This is a genomic window from Nitrincola tibetensis (assembly GCF_003284585.1).
Lineage (GTDB): Bacteria > Pseudomonadota > Gammaproteobacteria > Pseudomonadales > Balneatricaceae > Nitrincola > Nitrincola tibetensis.
Window position 1 is genome coordinate 103,172 of record NZ_QKRX01000007.1, and the last position, 19,858, is coordinate 123,029.

15 protein-coding genes are annotated in these 19,858 nt (G+C 45.0%); 8 read left to right on the plus strand and 7 right to left on the minus strand.

Annotated elements, in window-relative coordinates:
* Positions 1 to 25: 25 nt before the first annotated feature.
* From rpsA to DN062_RS10845, 5 genes are all read left to right on the plus strand, one after another.
* Positions 26 to 1,711 (plus strand): 30S ribosomal protein S1, encoded by a 1,686-nt coding sequence (gene rpsA / locus DN062_RS10825; protein ID WP_112159347.1) that lies wholly within the window; start codon positions 26 to 28, stop codon positions 1,709 to 1,711.
* Positions 1,712 to 1,783: 72 nt separating this feature from the next.
* Positions 1,784 to 2,080, plus strand: coding sequence for an integration host factor subunit beta (gene ihfB, locus DN062_RS10830; RefSeq protein ID WP_112159348.1), 297 nt, complete (start codon positions 1,784 to 1,786; stop codon positions 2,078 to 2,080).
* Positions 2,081 to 2,105: 25 nt separating this feature from the next.
* On the plus strand, positions 2,106 to 2,411 hold the full coding sequence (locus DN062_RS10835; protein ID WP_239995770.1) for a LapA family protein: 306 nt from the start codon (positions 2,106 to 2,108) through the stop codon (positions 2,409 to 2,411).
* Between the two features lie 81 nt (positions 2,412 to 2,492).
* Positions 2,493 to 3,197 carry an orotidine-5'-phosphate decarboxylase gene (gene pyrF, locus DN062_RS10840; RefSeq protein WP_112159349.1) on the plus strand — a complete coding sequence of 235 codons (705 nt, stop codon included), beginning with the start codon at positions 2,493 to 2,495 and terminating at the stop codon, positions 3,195 to 3,197.
* Between the two features lie 117 nt (positions 3,198 to 3,314).
* Complete coding sequence (locus tag DN062_RS10845; protein ID WP_112159350.1) at positions 3,315 to 3,602, plus strand: ComEA family DNA-binding protein; 288 nt, start codon at positions 3,315 to 3,317, stop codon at positions 3,600 to 3,602.
* A gap of 38 nt (positions 3,603 to 3,640) precedes the next feature.
* Here the strand turns inward: DN062_RS10845 and DN062_RS10850 are convergent, their stop codons facing one another.
* Both DN062_RS10850 and DN062_RS10855 read right to left on the minus strand, forming a co-directional pair.
* A complete protein-coding gene (locus tag DN062_RS10850) occupies positions 3,641 to 4,534 on the minus strand; it encodes an AEC family transporter (RefSeq protein ID WP_112159351.1) in 894 nt (297 codons plus the stop codon).
* Positions 4,535 to 4,624: 90 nt separating this feature from the next.
* A complete protein-coding gene (locus tag DN062_RS10855; protein WP_112159352.1) occupies positions 4,625 to 7,462 on the minus strand; it encodes an FAD-binding and (Fe-S)-binding domain-containing protein in 2,838 nt (945 codons plus the stop codon).
* 169 nt (positions 7,463 to 7,631) lie between these two features.
* Here DN062_RS10855 and pdhR point away from each other — a divergent pair, with 169 nt between their 5' ends.
* The 3 genes from pdhR to aceF all read left to right on the plus strand — a co-directional run bounded on the left by pdhR (position 7,632) and on the right by aceF (position 13,272).
* Complete coding sequence (gene pdhR, locus DN062_RS10860) at positions 7,632 to 8,405, plus strand: pyruvate dehydrogenase complex transcriptional repressor PdhR (RefSeq protein ID WP_112159353.1); 774 nt, start codon at positions 7,632 to 7,634, stop codon at positions 8,403 to 8,405.
* A 207-nt stretch (positions 8,406 to 8,612) separates the two neighbouring features.
* Positions 8,613 to 11,270 carry a pyruvate dehydrogenase (acetyl-transferring), homodimeric type gene (gene aceE / locus DN062_RS10865; RefSeq protein ID WP_239995771.1) on the plus strand — a complete coding sequence of 886 codons (2,658 nt, stop codon included), beginning with the start codon at positions 8,613 to 8,615 and terminating at the stop codon, positions 11,268 to 11,270.
* Between the two features lie 40 nt (positions 11,271 to 11,310).
* The gene (gene aceF / locus DN062_RS10870) at positions 11,311 to 13,272 is read left to right on the plus strand and encodes a dihydrolipoyllysine-residue acetyltransferase (RefSeq protein ID WP_112159354.1); all 1,962 of its coding nucleotides are present in this window, start codon (positions 11,311 to 11,313) and stop codon (positions 13,270 to 13,272) included.
* Between the two features lie 337 nt (positions 13,273 to 13,609).
* On the opposite strand, the gene DN062_RS10875 is transcribed toward aceF, so the two are convergent.
* The 5 genes from DN062_RS10875 to glcD form a co-directional block, all read right to left on the minus strand.
* Positions 13,610 to 15,100: an alanine/glycine:cation symporter family protein gene (locus DN062_RS10875; RefSeq protein WP_112159355.1), complete on the minus strand. Its 1,491-nt coding sequence runs from the start codon at positions 15,098 to 15,100 to the stop codon at positions 13,610 to 13,612.
* A 374-nt stretch (positions 15,101 to 15,474) separates the two neighbouring features.
* Positions 15,475 to 15,882, minus strand: coding sequence for a heme-binding protein (locus tag DN062_RS10880; protein WP_112159356.1), 408 nt, complete (start codon positions 15,880 to 15,882; stop codon positions 15,475 to 15,477).
* Positions 15,883 to 15,903: 21 nt separating this feature from the next.
* Entirely contained in the window at positions 15,904 to 17,133 is a 1,230-nt protein-coding gene (gene glcF, locus DN062_RS10885; protein ID WP_112159357.1) for a glycolate oxidase subunit GlcF, read from the minus strand.
* 13 nt (positions 17,134 to 17,146) lie between these two features.
* A complete protein-coding gene (gene glcE, locus DN062_RS10890) occupies positions 17,147 to 18,256 on the minus strand; it encodes a glycolate oxidase subunit GlcE (protein ID WP_112159358.1) in 1,110 nt (369 codons plus the stop codon).
* Positions 18,256 to 19,755: a glycolate oxidase subunit GlcD gene (glcD, locus tag DN062_RS10895; RefSeq protein ID WP_112159359.1), complete on the minus strand. Its 1,500-nt coding sequence runs from the start codon at positions 19,753 to 19,755 to the stop codon at positions 18,256 to 18,258. The genes glcE and glcD overlap by 1 nt, the downstream gene beginning before the upstream one ends.
* Between the last annotated feature and the right edge of the window lie 103 nt (positions 19,756 to 19,858).

A 19,858-nucleotide genomic window follows, 5' to 3' on the forward strand; every position in this document is an offset into this window, starting at 1 on the left:
AGTACTATTCTGAGGATGCACGGTAATGACTGAAAGTTTTGCACAGCTATTTGAAGAGAGCCTCAAAGAGCTGGAAATGGCGCCAGGTTCGATTGTTTCTGGCACAGTGGTGGCGATTGAAAATGACTTTGTCATCGTCAACGCAGGATTAAAATCAGAGGGTGTCATCCCAGTTGAGCAGTTCCGTGATGAGAAAGGACAGCTTGGCATAAAAGTGGGTGATGTAGTTAAGGTTGCCCTAGAGGCCCTAGAGGATGGTTTTGGTACGACGCTCTTATCAAGAGAGAAAGCTAAGCGTGCAGAGTCCTGGCAAGTGTTGGAAAAAGCCTTTACTGAACAAGAAACCGTTACGGGTTACATTATAGGTAAAGTGCGCGGTGGCTTAACTGTTGATATTAACGGTATTAATGCGTTCCTACCGGGTTCTTTGGTCGATGTGCGTCCACTCAGAGACACGGCGCACCTTGAAGGCCAGGAACTCGAGTTTAAATTGGTAAAGCTTGATGCACCCACCAATAACATAGTGGTTTCACGTCGTGCTGTATTGGAAGAGTCCTACAGTGAAGAGCGCCAAAAACTGCTTGAAAAAATGGAAGAAGGAATTGTCGTTAAAGGCGTGGTTAAAAACCTCACTGACTACGGTGCTTTCATTGAGTTGGGTGGTATTGATGGTCTGCTTCACATTACCGATATGGCTTGGAAACGCGTTAAGCATCCGAGTGAGTTGCTCAGCGTAGGTCAAGAGTTAGATGTTAAAGTGCTTAAGTTTGATAAAGAGCGTAGCCGCGTTTCTTTAGGTCTTAAGCAACTGCAAGCGGACCCTTGGGAGCAGTTGATCGGCAATCATAAAGTTGGTGACAAGCTTAAAGCAAAAGTCACTAACTTAACGGATTACGGCTGTTTTGCTGAACTGGATCAAGGTGTTGAAGGTTTGGTACACGTATCTGAAATGGATTGGACTAATCGCAACATCCATCCATCTAAAGTTGTCCAAGTGGGTGATGTTATTGACGTTATGCTACTGGATATTGATCAGCAACGTCGACGTATCTCGTTAGGTATGAAGCAATGCTCTGAGAATCCATGGCAGCAATTTGCATCGACTTTCAATAAAGGTGATCGTCTATCCGGCCAAATCAAGTCTATTACAGACTTTGGAATATTTGTTGGACTAGAAGGTAATATCGACGGCCTTGTTCATATGTCAGACTTATCTTGGGATGAGCCGGGTGAAGAGGCAGTTAAGCGCTTCAGCAAAGGACAGCAGGTCGAGACTGTTGTTTTATCTGTTGATCCTGAGCGTGAACGTATTGCACTCGGTATTAAGCAAGTCGATTCAGATCCGTTTGCGGAGTATGCCGAAAGTCATCCTAAAGGAACGGTTGTGAAAGGTGCGGTTGTTTCTGTTGATGATCGTCAAGCACTTGTAGGTCTTGCAGAGGGTGTTGAGGGAATTCTGAAAGTGTCAGAAATCTCAAAAGATCGCGTTGATAACTTGCAAGCCCTCTATCCAGTAGGAACAGAGGTTGAAGCATCAATTATTAGTGTTGATCGTCGTAATCGTACCTTAAACTTATCTGTGAAGCAGCTTTCGGATCAGGAAGAAAAACAGGCGATTAAATCTGTTCAGGAGCAAGTAGTTCCTGAAGCGGCTGGCCCAACAACAATTGGCGATTTGATCAAAGCGCAAATGAAGAAAAACACTAAATAACCACCTGCGGACCGGGGTGTCATAGTTGCCGGGTTAGGTTTAACCCGGCATTAACTTAAGTGGAGGAATAACATGACTAAATCAGAGCTTATTGAGCGCCTGATAGATCAGCACCCACAGCTTTCTGTTAAAGATGTTGAGCTTGCCGTCAAAACGATGCTTGATCACATGACAGAAGCGCTTGCTAGCGGTGATCGAATAGAGATTCGAGGTTTTGGCAGTTTCTCGCTTCACTACCGTGCTCCGCGAATTGGTCGCAACCCAAAAACAGGGGAATCGGTTTCGTTGGATGCGAAATATGTTCCTCACTTTAAGCCAGGTAAAGAAATGCGCGATCAGGTCAACGATAGCCTGAATGCGAGTATTTAGACTCTAACCTATGGGAGGGTAGCGCGTGCGCTTAATTAAACGAATCATATTATTCCTCGTGCTGTTATGTGTGTTACTGGTTGGTATTCTCTTTGCAATACACAATACAACACCTGTCACGATAGATTTGATTTTCCTCACCTTGCCTCAAGCAAGCCTTTCACTTTGGTTGTTAGGTGCGTTTGTGATAGGCGGTGTTCTGGGTGTATTGCTTAGTTCGTTTATTATTTTTTCACTGAAAGCAAAAATACACTTTTTGAAGAGAAATATTCAATCGGCTAAGTCTGAACTTGATAAGTTAAAAACATCAGGTGTCAAAGATCTGGTTTGACCCTTATGGTATGTTTCTATCGGCAGTGTATCGAGCACTGCCTTTTTTATTGCAGATCTTCCGATGTCATAGGTAGGCTTTATGCAAAAAGACGCTAAACAAATTATTGTTGCTTTAGATTATCACAATGCTTCAGATGCGCTAGCAATGGCTTCTTCACTGAATCCTGATGATTGTCGAGTTAAAGTGGGTAAAGAGCTATTTACTCTGACAGGACCGAGCATTGTTGAAGCGCTTCAGGCAAAGGGGTTTGACGTTTTTTTAGATTTGAAGTTTCATGACATTCCTAATACAACGGCAATGGCGGTTAAAGCGGCGGCTGAAATGGGGGTGTGGATGGTAAATGTCCACGCATCGGGTGGTCGACGGATGATGGAAGCTGCTAAAAATGCCTTAACACAAGTCAATCAGCAGCAAACCCTGCTTATTGCCGTAACTGTTCTAACGAGTTTAGAACAGTCTGATTTAGCCGAAATTGGCTTGAATATATCTCCCTTGGAGCAGGTTAAGCGATTAGCGCTTTTGACAGAAGCATCAGGTCTTGATGGGGTGGTATGCTCAGCACAAGAGGCAAAAATGCTGAGGCAATGCATATCACCGAATTTTGCCTTGGTGACGCCCGGAATCCGTCCTGCCAGTGTTGAAATAGGCGATCAAAAACGAGTAATGACTCCGCTTGAGGCCGTTCAATCCGGTAGTGATTATTTAGTCATAGGTCGTCCAATAACGCGCTCGGCGGATCCTCAAGCCACTTGTCGCCTGATTCAGGAAAGCCTTATTGTTTGATACTTAGTTAATAAAATCATCAGAGAATATGCATTTCGGCTAGACAATGAAATGCATATTTATTATATTGAGCCAGTCGGTAAGGGTTGCCGATATTTAATTTATAAGGACATAAACATGAAAAAATTTCGTCTGCTATCCTGTGCATTACTTGCAACTTCTCTCTTTGCTTCTTTGTCTTTTGCATCTGAAAAAATCAATTTAAACACCGCATCCGCATCTGAACTGGCAAATGCCTTGCAGGGTATAGGTGTGGCTCGTGCTGAATTGATTGTGGAGTACCGAGATGCAAAGGGACCCTTTGTTTCTGTTGAAGAGTTGACAGAAGTTAGCGGTATTGGTCCTGCAACCTTGGAAAGAAATCGTGCAATTTTGACGGTTACTGACGAAGGTAGTCAAGAGTAGAGCGTGTGAGTTTGGGCACGGTGTTTACCGTGCCTTTTTCAAAGTACGAATGCCAAAACAATGGGTATAAAGAGCAGGCTTCCTATGTTGCCAATTAATACGATGGCGGCAACCAAGTGAGGCTCTTGATTGTAGCGCTCGGAGACCATGTAGTTTAATACGGCGGGAGGAAGCGCTGCGAAAATCAACAAATAGCCAAAATGGGTGGCTTCAAGCTGAAAGAAGGGTTGCAGCAGCAAAGCCAAAATTAAGCCAGAGGCTGGAGCGAGTATTGCTCCCCATAATCCAATTTTCCAATGCGTAAAATCGATGCTTGTCATGCGTACGCCTAAAGCAAATAGCATGAGAGGGATCGCGATTTGCCCGAGCATGTCAATAAAGGTTTGTAACGCAGAGGGCAGGGTAAAGTGACTGTAACTCCAAAAAATACCCGCAATTGTGGCAATAATCATCGGCATTTTAAGAAGATTACGTAACCGCGTTTTGTTATCGAGAATATAAAGCCCAAGCGTAAAATGTAGCAGGTTTTCGACAAGAAATAAGACGACGGCTGCAGGTAAGGCGGCCTCACCGAATGCCAGTACGATGAGTGGAATGCCTAGATTACCACTGTTAGTAAACATCATGGGCGGTAAAAAGGTTTTAGGCTGTACCCCAATGATTCGACATAAGGGCCAAATCAAAATACCTGAAAGGATCACAATTAATCCTGCCGCCAAAGCAAGAGGATAGTAATTCTGCAGATCAAAGCTCTCAGCTGACATGACAGAAAAAATTAGAGCCGGTGTAAAGATATCAATATTGATTTTGTTTGCAACGGCCATATCTGTTGGCCGTTTACGAGCATAAAAATAGCCAACAGACACAATTGCAAGTAGCGGAAATATGGTTTGAAAAATACGCTCTGCAACCGAAATTGAGAAAATATCCATGATTAAGAAAGCCGATAGAAAAAACAAAACTATACGGCTTTGTTCAAAAAATACCAGTCTAAGCGCTGCTGTCTGTTGAATTAATTGACCCTACGGTCGGTTTTCTTCAATGGCCTTTGATTGTTGGTCTAAAAGATACAGAATAGAGCGATATTCAATGCCACTGTGTTGAGTGAGACCAATTTCACAGGTTCTGCTCGTTGAAACCCCCATTTCGCAGGTTTGAACAGCCGTTTTTAAAGTTCGTAGCGAGGAGGCATTGAGCTCGGGATGGGTAAAACCCTTGTCGCCAGCAAAGCCGCAGCAGGTGATTTGGTCAGGCAAGACAATATGCGATGCACAACGACGGCTAATTCGAACGAGCGCATCTGCCAATCCCATTTTAACTGTGCTGCATGTCACATGCACGGCGAGTTGCGTTGCTTTCGCTTCAATGTTGAGCTTGTTTAATACGAATTGATCAATAAACTCGACACTATCAAATATTTGCAATCGGGGATCAAGATTGTCTTTCATCCGCAAGCTGCAGGGGCTGGTGTCCGAAAAAATTGGAATAGACCCTTGTTGTGTAATCTCAAGTAGCCTTGTGTTCAGTTCGTCAGCTTTTAAGCTCGCTGCTTCAAACAGGCCTTTAGATTCAAAAGGCATTCCACAGCACAGTTGTTCAATTTTGGGAGGGAAAATAACCTCAAATCCGGCTTTGGTTAAAAGACTAAGCGTAACCTCATGGAGCGACCTTGCTTCCGTATCTTGCGATGACGTCCCGAAGGTTCGGCTGGCACAGCTTGCAAAATAAATAACTTTGCTCTTTTTGCTTGTTTGAGAAGGCAGTTCCAGTGCTTGAATTCTATTCGCAGCTCTTGGCATAGAGGGTGACCAAGTTGGAATTTTCCCTTTTGAGAGTCGTGTCATTCGGGAAGATGTTTTGCTGAGAAAGTTGGCTCCTAAAATCTTTTGTGTTTGGTGTGCTACTTTTAACAATAAACGACCTGAGGACAAGAGTGTCGAAAAGTTTTGTGCTAGCCAGTTGGCTTTCCTATTCCAGCTCATGTGATTTTCAGCACGAATAGCACGGGTTAAATTACCTGTATTAATAGAGACAGGGCAGGTGTTCGCACAGAGACCACAGGCCGCGCAGGTTTCTTCTCCTTGGTACTGATAATCTGTTTCTAGGCTCAGTAACCGCTCAGGGTTGCTGCCAGTGCGACGCAGCTCAGAAATCTCTCGCCAAATAACGATTCTCTGTCTCGGAGTGAGTGTCAGTGCCCTTGATGGGCATGAAGGCTCGCAAAAACCACACTCAATACACTTGTCGATCAATGGGTGTGCAGCGGGCATTGGCTTAAGGTTAGCCAAATGAACCTGAGGGTCATTGTTAAGTAGAACACCCGGGTTTAGTAAGTTGTGCGGGTCGAGTAATTTTTTGAGGCTCCACATAAGCTGATAAGCGTCCTTTCCCCATTCACGCTCGACAAAGGGAGCCATATTGCGGCCTGTACCATGCTCTGCCTTTAATGAACCATCGTATTTGTCTACAACTAGGCGAGCGACGTCTTCCATAAGTTGCTCATAACGCTTAACTTCATCTTTGCTGTCAAAGGATTGGGTAAAAACAAAGTGAAGGTTGCCTTCTAAGGCGTGTCCAAATATCAAGGCTTCGTGATAGTTCAACTGTTTGAAGATGGAGTGTAAGTCCTCAACTGCATCGGCAAGACGTTCGACAGGAAAAGCGACATCTTCAATGATAACAGTTGTCCCGGTTAATCTGACCGCGCCCACCGCGGGAAATAAGCCTTTTCGAATCGCCCAGAATTCAGCACAGCGCGCAGAGTCTATGTAAAACTCAACTTGAGAGGCCGTTTCAAATTGACTTAATGTCGCAATAATCTGATTAATTGCTTGATTCAACTGTTGTTCGTTGCTGGCACGAGTTTCAACAAGAAGCGCCGCTGCGTTCGGGTTAAGGTCAGAAATAAAATCAGGCATGCCGGGTTTGTGCATGACTGATGAGAGTCCAGCGCGGTCAATTAGCTCCACTGCGGCAACGGGTGTTTGTTTTAAGGCGGCCACAGCTTCACAAGTAACGCGGACGCTATTAAAAAAGATCAGTGCCGATGCTTTGTAGGGATGCTCTTCAACTGTGTGGTAGGTGATTTCTGAAATAAATCCAAGTGTACCTTCCGAACCAATCATTAAATGCTGAAGAATATCAATTGGGTCGGTAAAATCGATCAGTGAATTAATCGCGTAGCCAGTCGTATTTTTTAGTCTATATTTATGCTTAATGCGTTCTGTGAGTGCTTGATTGGCAAGTGTTTGTTGTGCCAACAGGCTTAGCTCATTCAGAAGCGTTGCGTGAGACTGTTTAAACGCCTGAATGGATTCAGAGCACTGGGTGTCGAGCAGGCTGCCATCGGCAAGAACTAGGCGCATCGATTTTAATGTTTGATAGCTGTTTTGTGCTGTTCCACAGCACATGCCGCTGGCATTGTTTGCGGCAATTCCACCAATTTTTGCTGCATTAATAGAGGCTGGGTCAGGCCCTATTTTTCGCTGAAATGGAAGTAGGTATTTATTTGCATTGCCGCCAATAACGCCAGGTTGCAATGAAATTTGCATGGCATCCTGCGAAATTTTGTAGCCATCCCAGCCGTCAGCAAGCACAATAAGGACTGAGTCTGTGATGGCTTGGCCCGACAAGCTTGTACCCGCGGCACGAAAGGTTACAGGTATCTGGTGATTATTTGCTGCCCTTAAGAGTTGTTGTACTTCCTTTTCGCAGGTAGCTTGAACAACGATTTGCGGTATGAGGCGATAGAAACTTGCATCCGTTCCATACGCAAGTGTTCGTAAAGGGTCGGTAATGAGGCGCGATAAAGGGATAAATGAACTGATATCATCAAAAAAGGGTTGAAAGTGCGTATTCATTGACAGTCCTGAGTGATTAATTGGTAATACCAATTTACATTTATTATAGTTTAACTTTATTCTTTATGATTGGTTTCGTCAATGTCTTCAGAAGATATAGCATTTTTCATGTTGTTTTGTTTTATTTATTGGTAATACCAATTTTATACGGGGTGTGTAAGTAAGATTAATGGGGTATCTTAGAGTGAAACAGCCGAAAATTTCAGATGTGATTATGCAGCAAATGGAAGCGATGATCTTAGAGGGGGCGCTTAAGCCCGGTCAGCGCTTGCCGCCTGAGCGCGAATTGGCATTAAGATTTGAAGTGTCGAGGCCTTCTGTTCGTGAAGCGGTACAGAAAATGGTGGCAAAAGGGTTGTTGAGTAGTCGGCAAGGTGGTGGGACCTATGTCACGGAACGTTTAGGCGAAAGCTTGTCAGATCCCTTGTTGGACTTATTTAAGCATCATCCCGAAGCTCAATATGACTTGCTTGAGTTTCGTCATGCACTTGAAGGTGTGTCGGCTTACTATGCCGCCATGCGAAGCACTGCCGCTGATAAGCGTGAAATCCGAAAGTGCTATGAAGATTTGCAGCGCTACCATGATGAAAAAGCTTTTGATAAAGAGGTGATGGCGGATGTTGACTTCCATCTTGCGATAGCCGCTTCAACGCATAATATGGTGTTGCTGCATATGATGCGGGCCCTGTTTACCTTGCTGCGACACCACATAGGTGATAACTTAAAAAATATCTATCCAAAAGATAATTGGCGCTCCAACATTCATTCTCAGCACGGTGTTTTGCTTGAAGCAATTGAAAATGGTGAGCCTGAGAAAGCCCGAAAAGCTGCGCATGACCATCTCATGTTTGTCGAAGAAGCACTTTTGGAGCAAGGGCGCGAAAATACACGTCTTGAGAGATCCTTGCGGCGTTCCTCATTAACCGAAATTGACGGGCACTAAAGGATATTTTTGTATTTTTACTACAAAAACAGCTTGTAAACCCTAACTCGTCGTCAATATTTGGTATCTTATAGACAGTTATTCCAATATTGCGTAGTATTACTACACGAAATCATCAATAAAAACTGTGCAATGCAGCATGAAAACATGCCTAAGGGCGTCTAGTCTTTCAGAACACGGTTAAAAAACTGACTGGAGAATAACAAAGTGCAAGATATCATCGACGATGTAGATCCAATTGAAACTCAGGAATGGCTTGAAGCCCTCGAGTCGGTTGCAAAAAATGAGGGCAGTGATCGCGCTCGTTATTTATTGAAAAAACTCGGCCATAAAGCCTCAGAAATTGGTTTAGGTGCGGCAGGAACACTCACCACACCTTACCGTAATACGATCAACCCGCGCGACGAAGCACGTATGCCGGGTGATTTGTTTATGGAACGCCGCATACGCTCATTTATACGCTGGAACGCAATGGCAATGGTTATGCGTGCCAACAACAATAGCGACGCGTTGGGTGGTCATATATCAAGCTTCTCATCCTCTGCAACACTTTACGACATCGGTTTTAATTACTTCTTTCATGGTCCAGAAGGTGATCGTGAGTCGGATATGGTATTTTTTCAGGGACATATTTCACCCGGAATCTATGCTCGCGCCTATTTAGAAGGACGTTTGACAGAAGAGCAGATGGATAATTTCCGCCGTGAGGTTGATGGTAATGGTTTGTCCTCTTATCCGCACCCATGGTTGATGCCTAACTTCTGGCAGTTCCCAACTGTTTCAATGGGTCTAGGCCCAATTCAAGCGATTTATCAAGCTCACGTGATGCGCTATTTGTCGGCTCGTGATTTAGTCAAGCGTGGCAATCGTAAAGTCTGGGCGTTCCTAGGTGATGGCGAGTGCGATGAACCAGAATCCTTGGGTGCAATTTCTTTGGCTGGACGTGAACAGCTCGAAAACTTGGTTTTCGTTGTTAACTGTAACTTGCAGCGTTTAGATGGCCCTGTTCGTGGTAATGGTAAAATTGTACAAGAGCTTGAATCTATTTTCCGGGGTGCTGGTTGGAACGTTATCAAGTGCTTGTGGGGGCGTCATTGGGATCCTTTGTTTGAAAAGGATTCGAAAGGGTTGCTGCAAAAGCGCATGGATGAAGTGGTTGATGGTGAATTGCAAAACTACAAAGCCAACGGTGGCGCTTACACGCGTGAGCATTTCTTTGGTAAATACCCTGAGCTTTTAGAAATGGTCAGTGATATGACTGATCAGGATATTATGAATCTGAACCGTGGTGGTCATGATCCATACAAGGTATATGCGGCTTACAATGCGGCAATGAACCATAAAGGGCAGCCGACAGTTATCTTAGCGCAAACAGTTAAAGGCTATGGTACAGGTAAATCTGGAGAAGCGAAAAACGACACGCACTCCATGAAAAAAGTCGCACTCGACGACCTTAAAGCCTTTCGTGACAACTTCAACATCCCTCTGACTGATGATCAGCTCGAAGATGTTCCTTACTACCGTCCATCACCTGATTCGCCTGAAATGAAGTACATGTTCGAGCGACGTAAGCAGCTCGGTGGCTTCTATCCTGCACGTCGTAATGAATTTCAGCAATTGGAGACACCTGATCTTGAAGTCTTTAGCGGACAGCTCAAAGGAACCGGTGAGCGTGAAATTTCAACTCAGATGGCTCTGAACCGTGTTCTAAGCACTTTAGTAAAAGACAAGAATATCGGTAACCGCGTTGTTCCTATTGTACCAGACGAAGCACGTACCTTTGGTATGGAAGGTATGTTCCGTCAATTAGGTATCTATACATCTCAAGGGCAGCGCTACACACCGCATGATCGCGATCAGATCATGTTTTATAAAGAGTCTAAAACAGGTCAGATCCTGGAAGAAGGTATTAACGAAGCTGGTGCATTCAGTGCGTGGTTGGCTTGCGCTACTTCGTACAGCAATAACAATTGCCCAGTAATACCTTTCTACATCTTTTATTCTATGTTCGGATTCCAGCGTGTGATGGATCTAACATGGGCGGCTGGCGACTCGCAAGCGCGTGGCTTCTTAATTGGGGCAACGTCAGGTCGTACAACGCTGAACGGTGAAGGTTTACAGCACCAAGATGGTCACAGCCATCTTATGGCTCAAATGATACCTAACTGTGTAAGTTACGATCCAACCTATGGTTATGAGTTGACAGTCATTGTTCAAGATGGCTTGAAGCGCATGTTCCATGACCAAGAAAACAAGTTCTACTACATCACGACTTTGAATGAAAACTACACTCACCCAGATATGCCAACGGGTGCTGAGGAAGGGATCATTAAAGGGATGTACCTCTTAGATGAAGGTAAAAAAGCAGACCTTAAAGTTCAATTGATGGGCTGTGGTTCGATCCTTCGCGAAGTGAGAGAGGCTGCGCTAATACTGCGTGATGAGTTTAGTGTTGAATCAGATGTGTGGAGTACAACCTCTATCAATGAACTGCGCCGTGATGCGATGGCCGTTTATCGTTGGAACTTCCTCCACCCAGAAGAAGCACCGCGTGAGTCGTTTATTGAGCAATGCTTAAAAGGCCACGAAGGTCCAGTCATTGCATCAACTGACTATATGCGTATGTATGCTGATCAGTTGCGTGAATACATCCCACGTCGTTATAAAGTATTGGGTACAGATGGTTTTGGTCGATCTGATACGCGTGCTAAATTGCGTGAATTCTTCGAGGTAAATCGTTACTACGTCGTTGTTGCAGCTCTAAAAGCCCTGCAGGAAGAAGGCAAGCTGGAGGCTTCAGTCGTCGCCAAAGCCATGCAGAAGTTTAATATTAATCCTGAAAAGCCGGCCCCTTGGACCGTGTGATAACAGGCACTTCTGATAGGTTAAGCGAGAGGATATTATTGTGAGCAAACTGACAGTTACAATTCCTGACCTGAGCGGTGCATCAGATGTTGATGTTATCGAAGTTTTGGTCAAAGTGGGTGATCGTGTGAGTGAGGGCGATAGCCTAATCGCACTTGAAACGGATAAAGCTTCAATGGAAGTACCTTCAACGGCTTCCGGTGTGATCACAGCTTTTCATGTTAAAGAGGGTGATCAAGTTAATGAGGGCGATTTACTGCTGGAGCTTGAAGTAGATTCCGAGTCAGCAGTACTAGAAGTGCCTGTGGCGAAGGAAGTAGCTAAGGAGCCTGTAGCGGCGGCACCAACGGCACCCGTTGCGAGTCCGGCGCCAATCACAACGTCTAGCTCCGTTGAGAAAGTGTTAATTCCTGATCTTAGCGGTGCATCCGATGTTGATGTTATCGAAGTGTTAGTGAAGATCGGTGACAGTGTTAATGAAGGCGATAGCTTGATCACACTGGAAACAGACAAGGCTTCGATGGAAGTTCCGGCGCCGTCTTCTGGTGTTATTAAGGCTTTGCACATTAAAGAAGGCGATAAGGTTAACGAAGGCGATTTGTTGATTGAGCTTGAGAGTGAGTCAGAAGCGGCTGTTGTATCGTCATCTGCTCCTGCCCCTGCTCCTTCTTCTTCAGTCGCTCCGGAAGCGGCTCCAGCGCCCGCTGCAGCTGTTATATCTTCCGGCGTGCAATCTGTCTTGATTCCAGATCTCAGTGGAGCTTCAGATGTTGATGTTATTGAAGTTCTAGTAAAAGAGGGTGATAGCATTAATGAAGGCGATAGCCTGATTACCCTAGAGACGGATAAAGCGTCGATGGAAGTTCCTGCCCCCTTTGGTGGTATGATCACTTCTATGAAGATTAAGGTGGGCGATAAGGTTAATGAAGGTGACTTGTTGCTTGAAGTCGAGGTTAAGGGTGTTGCTGCACCTATAGCTCCGGTTGCTACTGTAACGGCTGCACCTGCACCTAGTGCACAGGCTCCAATCGCAGCCAAGGCGAATGCCACGGTTGATTTAGCGAATCTTGAAAAATCAAATCGTCAAGTTCATGCAGGACCCGCTGTTCGGGCCTTAGCGCGTGAGTTTGGTGTTGATTTGTCTCGAGTAACAGGCACAGGCCCTAAAGCACGTATTCTTAAAGAAGACGTGCAGCTCTATGTCAAAACGACGTTGAAGCAGTTAAGCGAGAAGCCGGAATCGGCTCCAACGCTTACCAGCGGTTCTGGTATACCTGCTATTCCGGCTGTCGATTTCAGCAAGTTTGGCGAAGTCGAAATGGTTAAGTTGAGCAAAATTGACAAGCTGACGCGAGATAATATGTCGCGTTGCTGGTTGAATATCCCTCACGTAACTCAGTTTGATGATGCGGATATCACGGCTCTGGAGGCCTTCCGTAAGGAAGTTAAGGATGAAGCGCTGAAATCTGGCGTTAAGCTTACTCCTTTGCCTTTTTTGATCAAAGCCTGTGCAATCGCATTGAAGCGTCACCAGAAGTTCAATGCGTCTTTGCATGCTGATGGTGAGCACATTGTTTATAAAAAATATGTAAACATTGGCTTGGCAGTTGATACACCAAATGGGCTCATGGTTCCTGTCATTAAAGATGCGGATCAAAAGTCAGTGTATGAATTGTCGCAAGAGTCAGCTGAGTTAGCTGGAAAAGCAAAAGATCGTAAGTTGAAGCCTAATGAGATGCAGGGCGCTTGCTTTACGATTTCTAGCTTAGGTGGCATAGGTGGTAAAGGCTTTACTCCTATTGTAAATGCGCCTGAGGTGGCAATTCTGGGTGTATCTAAGGCTGATATTCAGCCACGCTGGAATGGAAAAGAGTTTGAGCCTCGTTTAATGTTGCCTTTGTGCTTGTCATATGACCACCGTGCAATTAACGGTGGAGATGCAGGTCGTTTCTTAACCGACTTGAATGCACTCCTGAGTGATATTAGACGCTTGTTACTCTAAATAAACTCCCCTTGAAAAAGGCTCCCTTGTGGAGCCTTTTTTGTTTGCCCTTCATCGCACTGTAAGGTTTGCTTACCTAAAGACCTAAAGACCTAAAGACCTAAAGACCTAAAGACCTAAAGACCTAAAGACCTAAAGACCTAAAGACCTAAAGACCTAAAGACCTAAAGACCTAAAGACCTAAAGACCTAAAGACCTAAAGACCTAAAGACCTAAAGACCTAAAGACCTAAAGACCTAAAGACCTAAAGACCTAAAGACCTAAGTGGGGGGAGGTAAGAGGCTTAAAAATGAAAAAAGCTCCAACTAGCGGAGCTTTTTAACAAGATTTTAGATCATTACTTTTTGTTTTTCAGGCGCTCTTCCCAGAAGGTAGCATTCTTGATGCCAAGCTTAACTGGGTCAAAGGTGATAGGGCCACCTGCCTTTTTCTGCTCTTCATAGTCTCTGAGCGCTATCATAGTAGGCTTCGCAACGAAGAAGATAATAATGATACCAACGATGTTGATCCAAGCCATGAGTCCTACACCAACGTCGCCTAAATCCCAAATGTAGCCTGCGCTGTTAACTGTGCCATAGGCCACCATAAACATGATAACTAGTTTTACAATGGTTAATGGGATGTTGATTTTAAACAGGCGGTTCAGGTAAGCAACATTGGTTTCGGCAATATAGTAGTAAGCTAATATAGTGGTGAATGCAAAGAAGAATAGTGCAAACCCAACAAATATAGGTCCTATATTACCAAAGACGCTTAATAGGGCCATCTGAGTGAAGGCTGCAGATCCAATAACGGTTGATGCATCGACGTTTTGAACAATGAACTGACCCGCTTCAAGTGTTCCTTGAACGTTATACTGTTGAGTGATCAAAATCATGAACGCAGTTGCAGAACAAACGAACAATGTATCAACATAAACAGAAAATGCTTGAACGAGACCCTGCTGAGCTGGGTGATCGACTTCCGCTGCAGCTGCAGCATGAGGGCCAGTACCTTGTCCAGCTTCGTTTGAGTAGATACCACGCTTCACACCCCAACCAATCGCAGCTCCAAAGCCTGCTTGAGCTGTAAAGGCATCAGACAAAATCAAACTAAAAATACCGGGCAGCTTGTCGAGGTTTAAGAAGATGATGATCAAGGCCATGATAATGTAACCAAGTGCCATGAAAGGAACAACGATCTGTGTGAAATGAGCAATGCGCTTAATACCACCAAAAATGATGAACGCAAGTATGATTAATATGACTGCCAAAGCAATCAACTTGTTTGTACCAACTTCACCATAGCTACTGCTGACCATGTTGCCATCACCAAAGACTTGAGTGAAGGCGTTACCAACTGCGTTAGCTTGGATCCCTGGTAAGAATACACCACAAGCAATAATAGCTGAAACGGCAAATAAGACCCCTAACCAACGCCAGCCTAAACAACGATCAAAATAATAGGCCGGACCACCACGATACTGGCCATCATCATTAACCTTGTAAATTTGACCCAGAGTTGACTCTGCATAAGCTGTGCTTGCACCTAAGAAAGCAACCACCCACATCCAGAAGATTGCACCGGGTCCACCAAATCCAATAGCGGCGGCGACACCCGCAATGTTACCTACACCGACACGACCTGAGAGAGAGACTGCAAGCGCTTGAAATGAAGAAATGCCCTCTGCAGATTCACGCGAGCTAAACAGCAAACGCCACATTTCTTTGAAGTGGCGAACTTGTGCAAACCGGGTAAGAATTGAATAGAACAAGCCTGCGCCCAAGCAGAGGAAGATAAGAGCATCGCTCCAAATATAGCCATTGAGCGTATTAACAAGTGTTTCCATTGTTAGTTCCTGGTTCATTATTGTTGTTAAATCAGCTGAACGCTGAAGTCGATTATTTTCCTACAACATATATCTAATATCTATAAACAATACTATACAATATGTCTAAATAAGCCATTTATACGATATTATTTTCTGTTTTTCGTATTAAAAACAGGATAAAAAAATTTGTACTTTGAGTTGAAGCTTTGTATGTAGCAGTTGAAATGGTTTTTTATTCAATTATTACAATGGATTAGATTGGTTTTGTCCTGTTGACTCTCGGTCAATGATGAGTTTTTCTATTGTTCTTGCAGATGAAGCCAGTAAGGCGTGTTTCAGGAGGGATAAGTCGATACTCACTTAATTATTGTGTGTATCGACTTGCTGCAAAATTACAGGCTTAAAGCGGTAACACCCGCTTTTGCAATTTGTGCATCTTCGTTTGATTTAACACCCGATACTCCGACAGCACCAATCACTTGATTATCGACAATAATTGGAACGCCACCTTCAAGCGTTGCACTGATAACGGGCGCAGATAAAAAAGCAGTACGTCCAGCGTTGATCATATCTTCATACACTTTCGTTTCGCGTCTACCCAAAGCTGCTGTTCTGGCTTTTTCAATAGCGATATAGGATCCAACGGGAGCGCAGGCTTCGGTGCGTTGCATCGCCAGCAAGTGGCCACCGTCGTCAACGACCGCAATGGCGACTGCCCATTGGTTATCATTTGCTTCTTGTGCCGCCGCAGCTAAAATTTGCTGGGCATCTGAAAGAGATAAAGCGTGTTTAGTGTACATATAGATGAACTCCTAACAAGGTTAATTGTGATGATTTAGGGCGCTTTCGAGAATTTCAATCCAGTGTAAAACAGGTGTCCTGTCCGCTGAGTTGAGGTGTGTTTGACAGCCGATATTGGCAGTTGCAATGACATCAGGCTGTTCTTTTTCTAATGCCTCGAGTTTGTTATCACGTAATTGTATAGACAATTTGGGTTGAGTAATAGAATAGGTTCCTGCAGATCCACAGCATAAATGGCTATTTTCAACGTGTGTTAATGAAAACCCAAGATTTTTAAGTAGGGATTCGACTTTGCCATTCAGTTTGAGCGCATGCTGAAGTGTGCAAGGGCAGTGAAAGGCAATGCGTGTGTTAGGGTGGATCTTAAACTTTTCGAGGTTCTCTTTTTGCAAGACCTCAATAATATCAACACTTAGCTCTGAAATACGCTCAGCTTTGTGAGCGTAATCGTCATCATGCTTAAGCAAATGCCCATAGTCTTTAATGAAAGCGCCGCAGCCGCTGGCTGTTTGAATGATCCCTTCAGCACCTGCTTCAATACTAGGCCACCAAGCATCAATATTTTTTCTGGCCCTTTCTAGAGCGGCTTCGTGTGCATTTAAATGATAATCTACGGCTCCACAGCAGCCTGCTTCTCGAATGTTAACAAGATTGATTCCTAGTTTATCTAATACACGTGCCGCTGCCGCGTTCGTGTTGGGCGACAGACTTGGCTGAACGCAGCCCTCTAAAACTAAGAAGGTCCGCGCATGAAGGCTGTCGGGGCGGCTAAGCCTTTTCGAGGTGGCTGCTAGCGGAATTTTATATTTTAGCTTATCCGGTAAAAGCGGACGCAACCATTGCCCTGTTTTTAATAGAGGGGTAAACACTATTGGGTTAGGAATGACGTGTCTAAGTGTATTGCGCGTGAGTTTCTCAACAAATGGGCGTCCTACCTTGTCCTCAATGGCAGCTCTTCCTATGTCTAAAAGATCATGGTATTTCACACCAGATGGGCAGGTTGTTTCACAGTTGCGGCAAGATAAGCAACGATCAAGGTGCTGCTGTGTTTCTCGGCTGACTTCAGCGCCTTCTAAGAAGGATTTAATTAAATAGATACGTCCTCTTGGCCCATCTAGCTCATCACCTAATAGTTGATAGGTGGGGCAGGTCGCTGTGCAAAAACCACAGTGAACGCAGCTTCGTAAAATATCTTCAGCCTCTTTGGCGCGAGGCAATTTTTTAGCTTCATCAGACAAGTTTGTTTGCATGTGGCTCTCTCTTTTAATAATCGCTATACATGCGTCCGGGGTTGAATAGTTGGCTTGGATCCAGTTTGGCTTTCAGCCGTTGGTGGTAGCGCATCAGTAAGTTTGGCAACGGATGGAAGGGAGTTGTAGTGATACCTGGCGTAAAGGAGGTAGCATGCCCGCCTAATTTGGCCACGGCCGTTCGAATGGCTTCTGGTGATTGCGATGTTTTTAGCCAGCGCTGAGCACCACCCCAGTCAAGGATTTGTTCACCGGGGAGGTCGAGAACTGGGCTTTGAGAAGGAACAGAACAGCGCCAAAGTAAGCCTGAGTCCTTAAAGAAGGGGAGCTGTTGCTCCTTTAGGCTAACCCAAAAGTTTGGATCAATTTCACTGCCATTTAATTGATTTGCAAAGGTTTTGACAGAACTATCACCGCCTTCCAATCTCAAATAGAGGGTGTCATTAAAAAAACATGCCGCTGTTAAGGGGAGTGAGGCTTGTCCCCATTTTTCTAAGTAGGCGAGCGCGTCCCTTTGAGGTAGTTTAAGCGAAAGGTGTTGCTGATGTTTAGGTTTGGGTAATACTTTCATCGACACTTCGGTGATGAGGCCTAGGCAGCCGTAGCTTCCTACCATGAGTCGCGAGACATCATAGCCTGCTACATTTTTCATTACCTCGCCACCAAAGCGCAACAACTTACCCTGCCCTGTGATGACTTTGGTGCCCAAGACAAAATCACGAACGGAGCCAGACCAAGGTCGTCGTGGCCCCGCAAGACCTGTTGCAACCATGCCACCAACGGTGGCTTGTTCGCCAAAATGGGGTGGCTCAAATGCCAGCATTTGGCCTTTTTCGTCTAAAATAGTCTCTAATTCGGATAAAAGCGTACCTGCACGCACAGTGACAACCAGTTCGGTTGGATCATAGCTAACAATCCCTGAATGTGATTTTGTGCAAATAACAGGGGCCTCCACGGGGCGACCCAAGAATGATTTGGTGTTACCGCCCTGGATACTTAGAGGCTTTTTTTCAGCCATGGCTTGGTGTACTTGCTCCAATAACAATGCTTCAGATGTTGTTGTAGGACGGTCACCTGGACGGTAAGGGGAGTCATGAGCCGTATGAGAAGGTGCTAGGGTCATTAGAAACGCTCCAATTCAGGAAATGGGAGTTCGCCATTGTGAATATGCATTTTTCCGAACTCGGCACAACGATGTAGGGTTGGAATGTTTTTTCCAGGATTTAGCAGAGTTTTTGGGTCAAAGGCCGCTTTAACCGCATGAAAAACTTCAATTTCATCGTTATTAAATTGGGAGCACATTTGATTGATTTTTTCGCGGCCAACGCCATGCTCCCCAGTGATAGAGCCTCCAACTTTTACGCACAGTTCTAAAATCTTGCCCCCCAGTGCTTCGGCTTTTTCTAACTCTCCAGGTTGGTTTGCATCAAATAGAATCAAAGGATGCATATTGCCATCCCCTGCATGGAAGACATTAGCAACGGCTAGGCCGTACTCTTCGGATAGGGTTTGGATGCCCGTCAGTACGTTGGAGAGTTCGCGGCGAGGGATGGTGCCATCCATGCAATAATAGTCAGGCGAAATGCGACCAACCGCCGGAAAGGCATTTTTACGCCCAGCCCAAAAACGTTGACGTTCGGCTTCATCCTTTGCCATTTGAATAGCCGTTGCGCCTGAGTTTTCCAGTACGGAACGAACGATTTGGCAGTCTTCTTCAACGTCAGATTCAACGCCATCTAGCTCACAGAGTAAAATAGCTTGTGCGTCTATTGGGTATCCTGCGTGGATAAAGTCTTCAGCCGCTTTAATGGCAAGATTGTCCATCATTTCAAGACCGCCAGGAATGATGCCTGCTGCAATAATATTGCCTACAGCCTGTCCTGCTTTGCCAATATCGTCAAAGCTCGCCATTAATACTTTTGCAACGTTCGGTTTGGGCAGAAGCTTAACGGTGACCTCTACGACAATGCCGAGCATCCCCTCAGAACCGGTAAATAGTGCGAGTAGATCAAAACCCGCGCTGTCGAGAGCATCACTGCCCAGCGTTAAAAATTCACCCTCGACCGTAATAATGTTGATTTTAAGTAGATTGTGTACAGTTAATCCGTACTTGAGGCAGTGAACCCCTCCTGCATTTTCCGCAACATTACCGCCAATCGAACAGGCAATTTGTGATGAGGGGTCAGGGGCATAGTAGAGGCCATAAGGAGCGCTTGCTTCTGAAATGGCGAGGTTCCGAACGCCTGGTTGCACACGAGCAAAGCGACCCTCTGGATTGATTTCAAGGATTTTGTTTAGCTTTGCCAGTACTAGCAACACACCTTGTTCGATGGGCAATGCGCCCCCAGAAAGCCCTGTGCCAGCACCTCTTGCCACAACAGGAGCGCCAAAATCATGACAAATCTTCATGATCGTTTGAACTTGATCAACTGTTTCTGGTAAGACCACAAGCAGTGGTTTGGTGCGATAGGCAGAGAGGCCGTCACATTCATAGGGTGCTAAGTCTTCATCCTTATGTAAAAGGTGAAGACCAGGTAAGTGTGCGGTTAGCTCTTGTAACAGAACTGAGCGATTCACACGCGGTAACTTTCCATCAATACGTTCATCATGCAAGATATTCATTGCGTTCACCTAGAGTTGGGTTAAGGCAATCTTGGTATCAGAATCGCATTAGGTCAATCAATTCAGTCACTGGTCAGACCAGTAATTGGTGAGTCTTTACTCA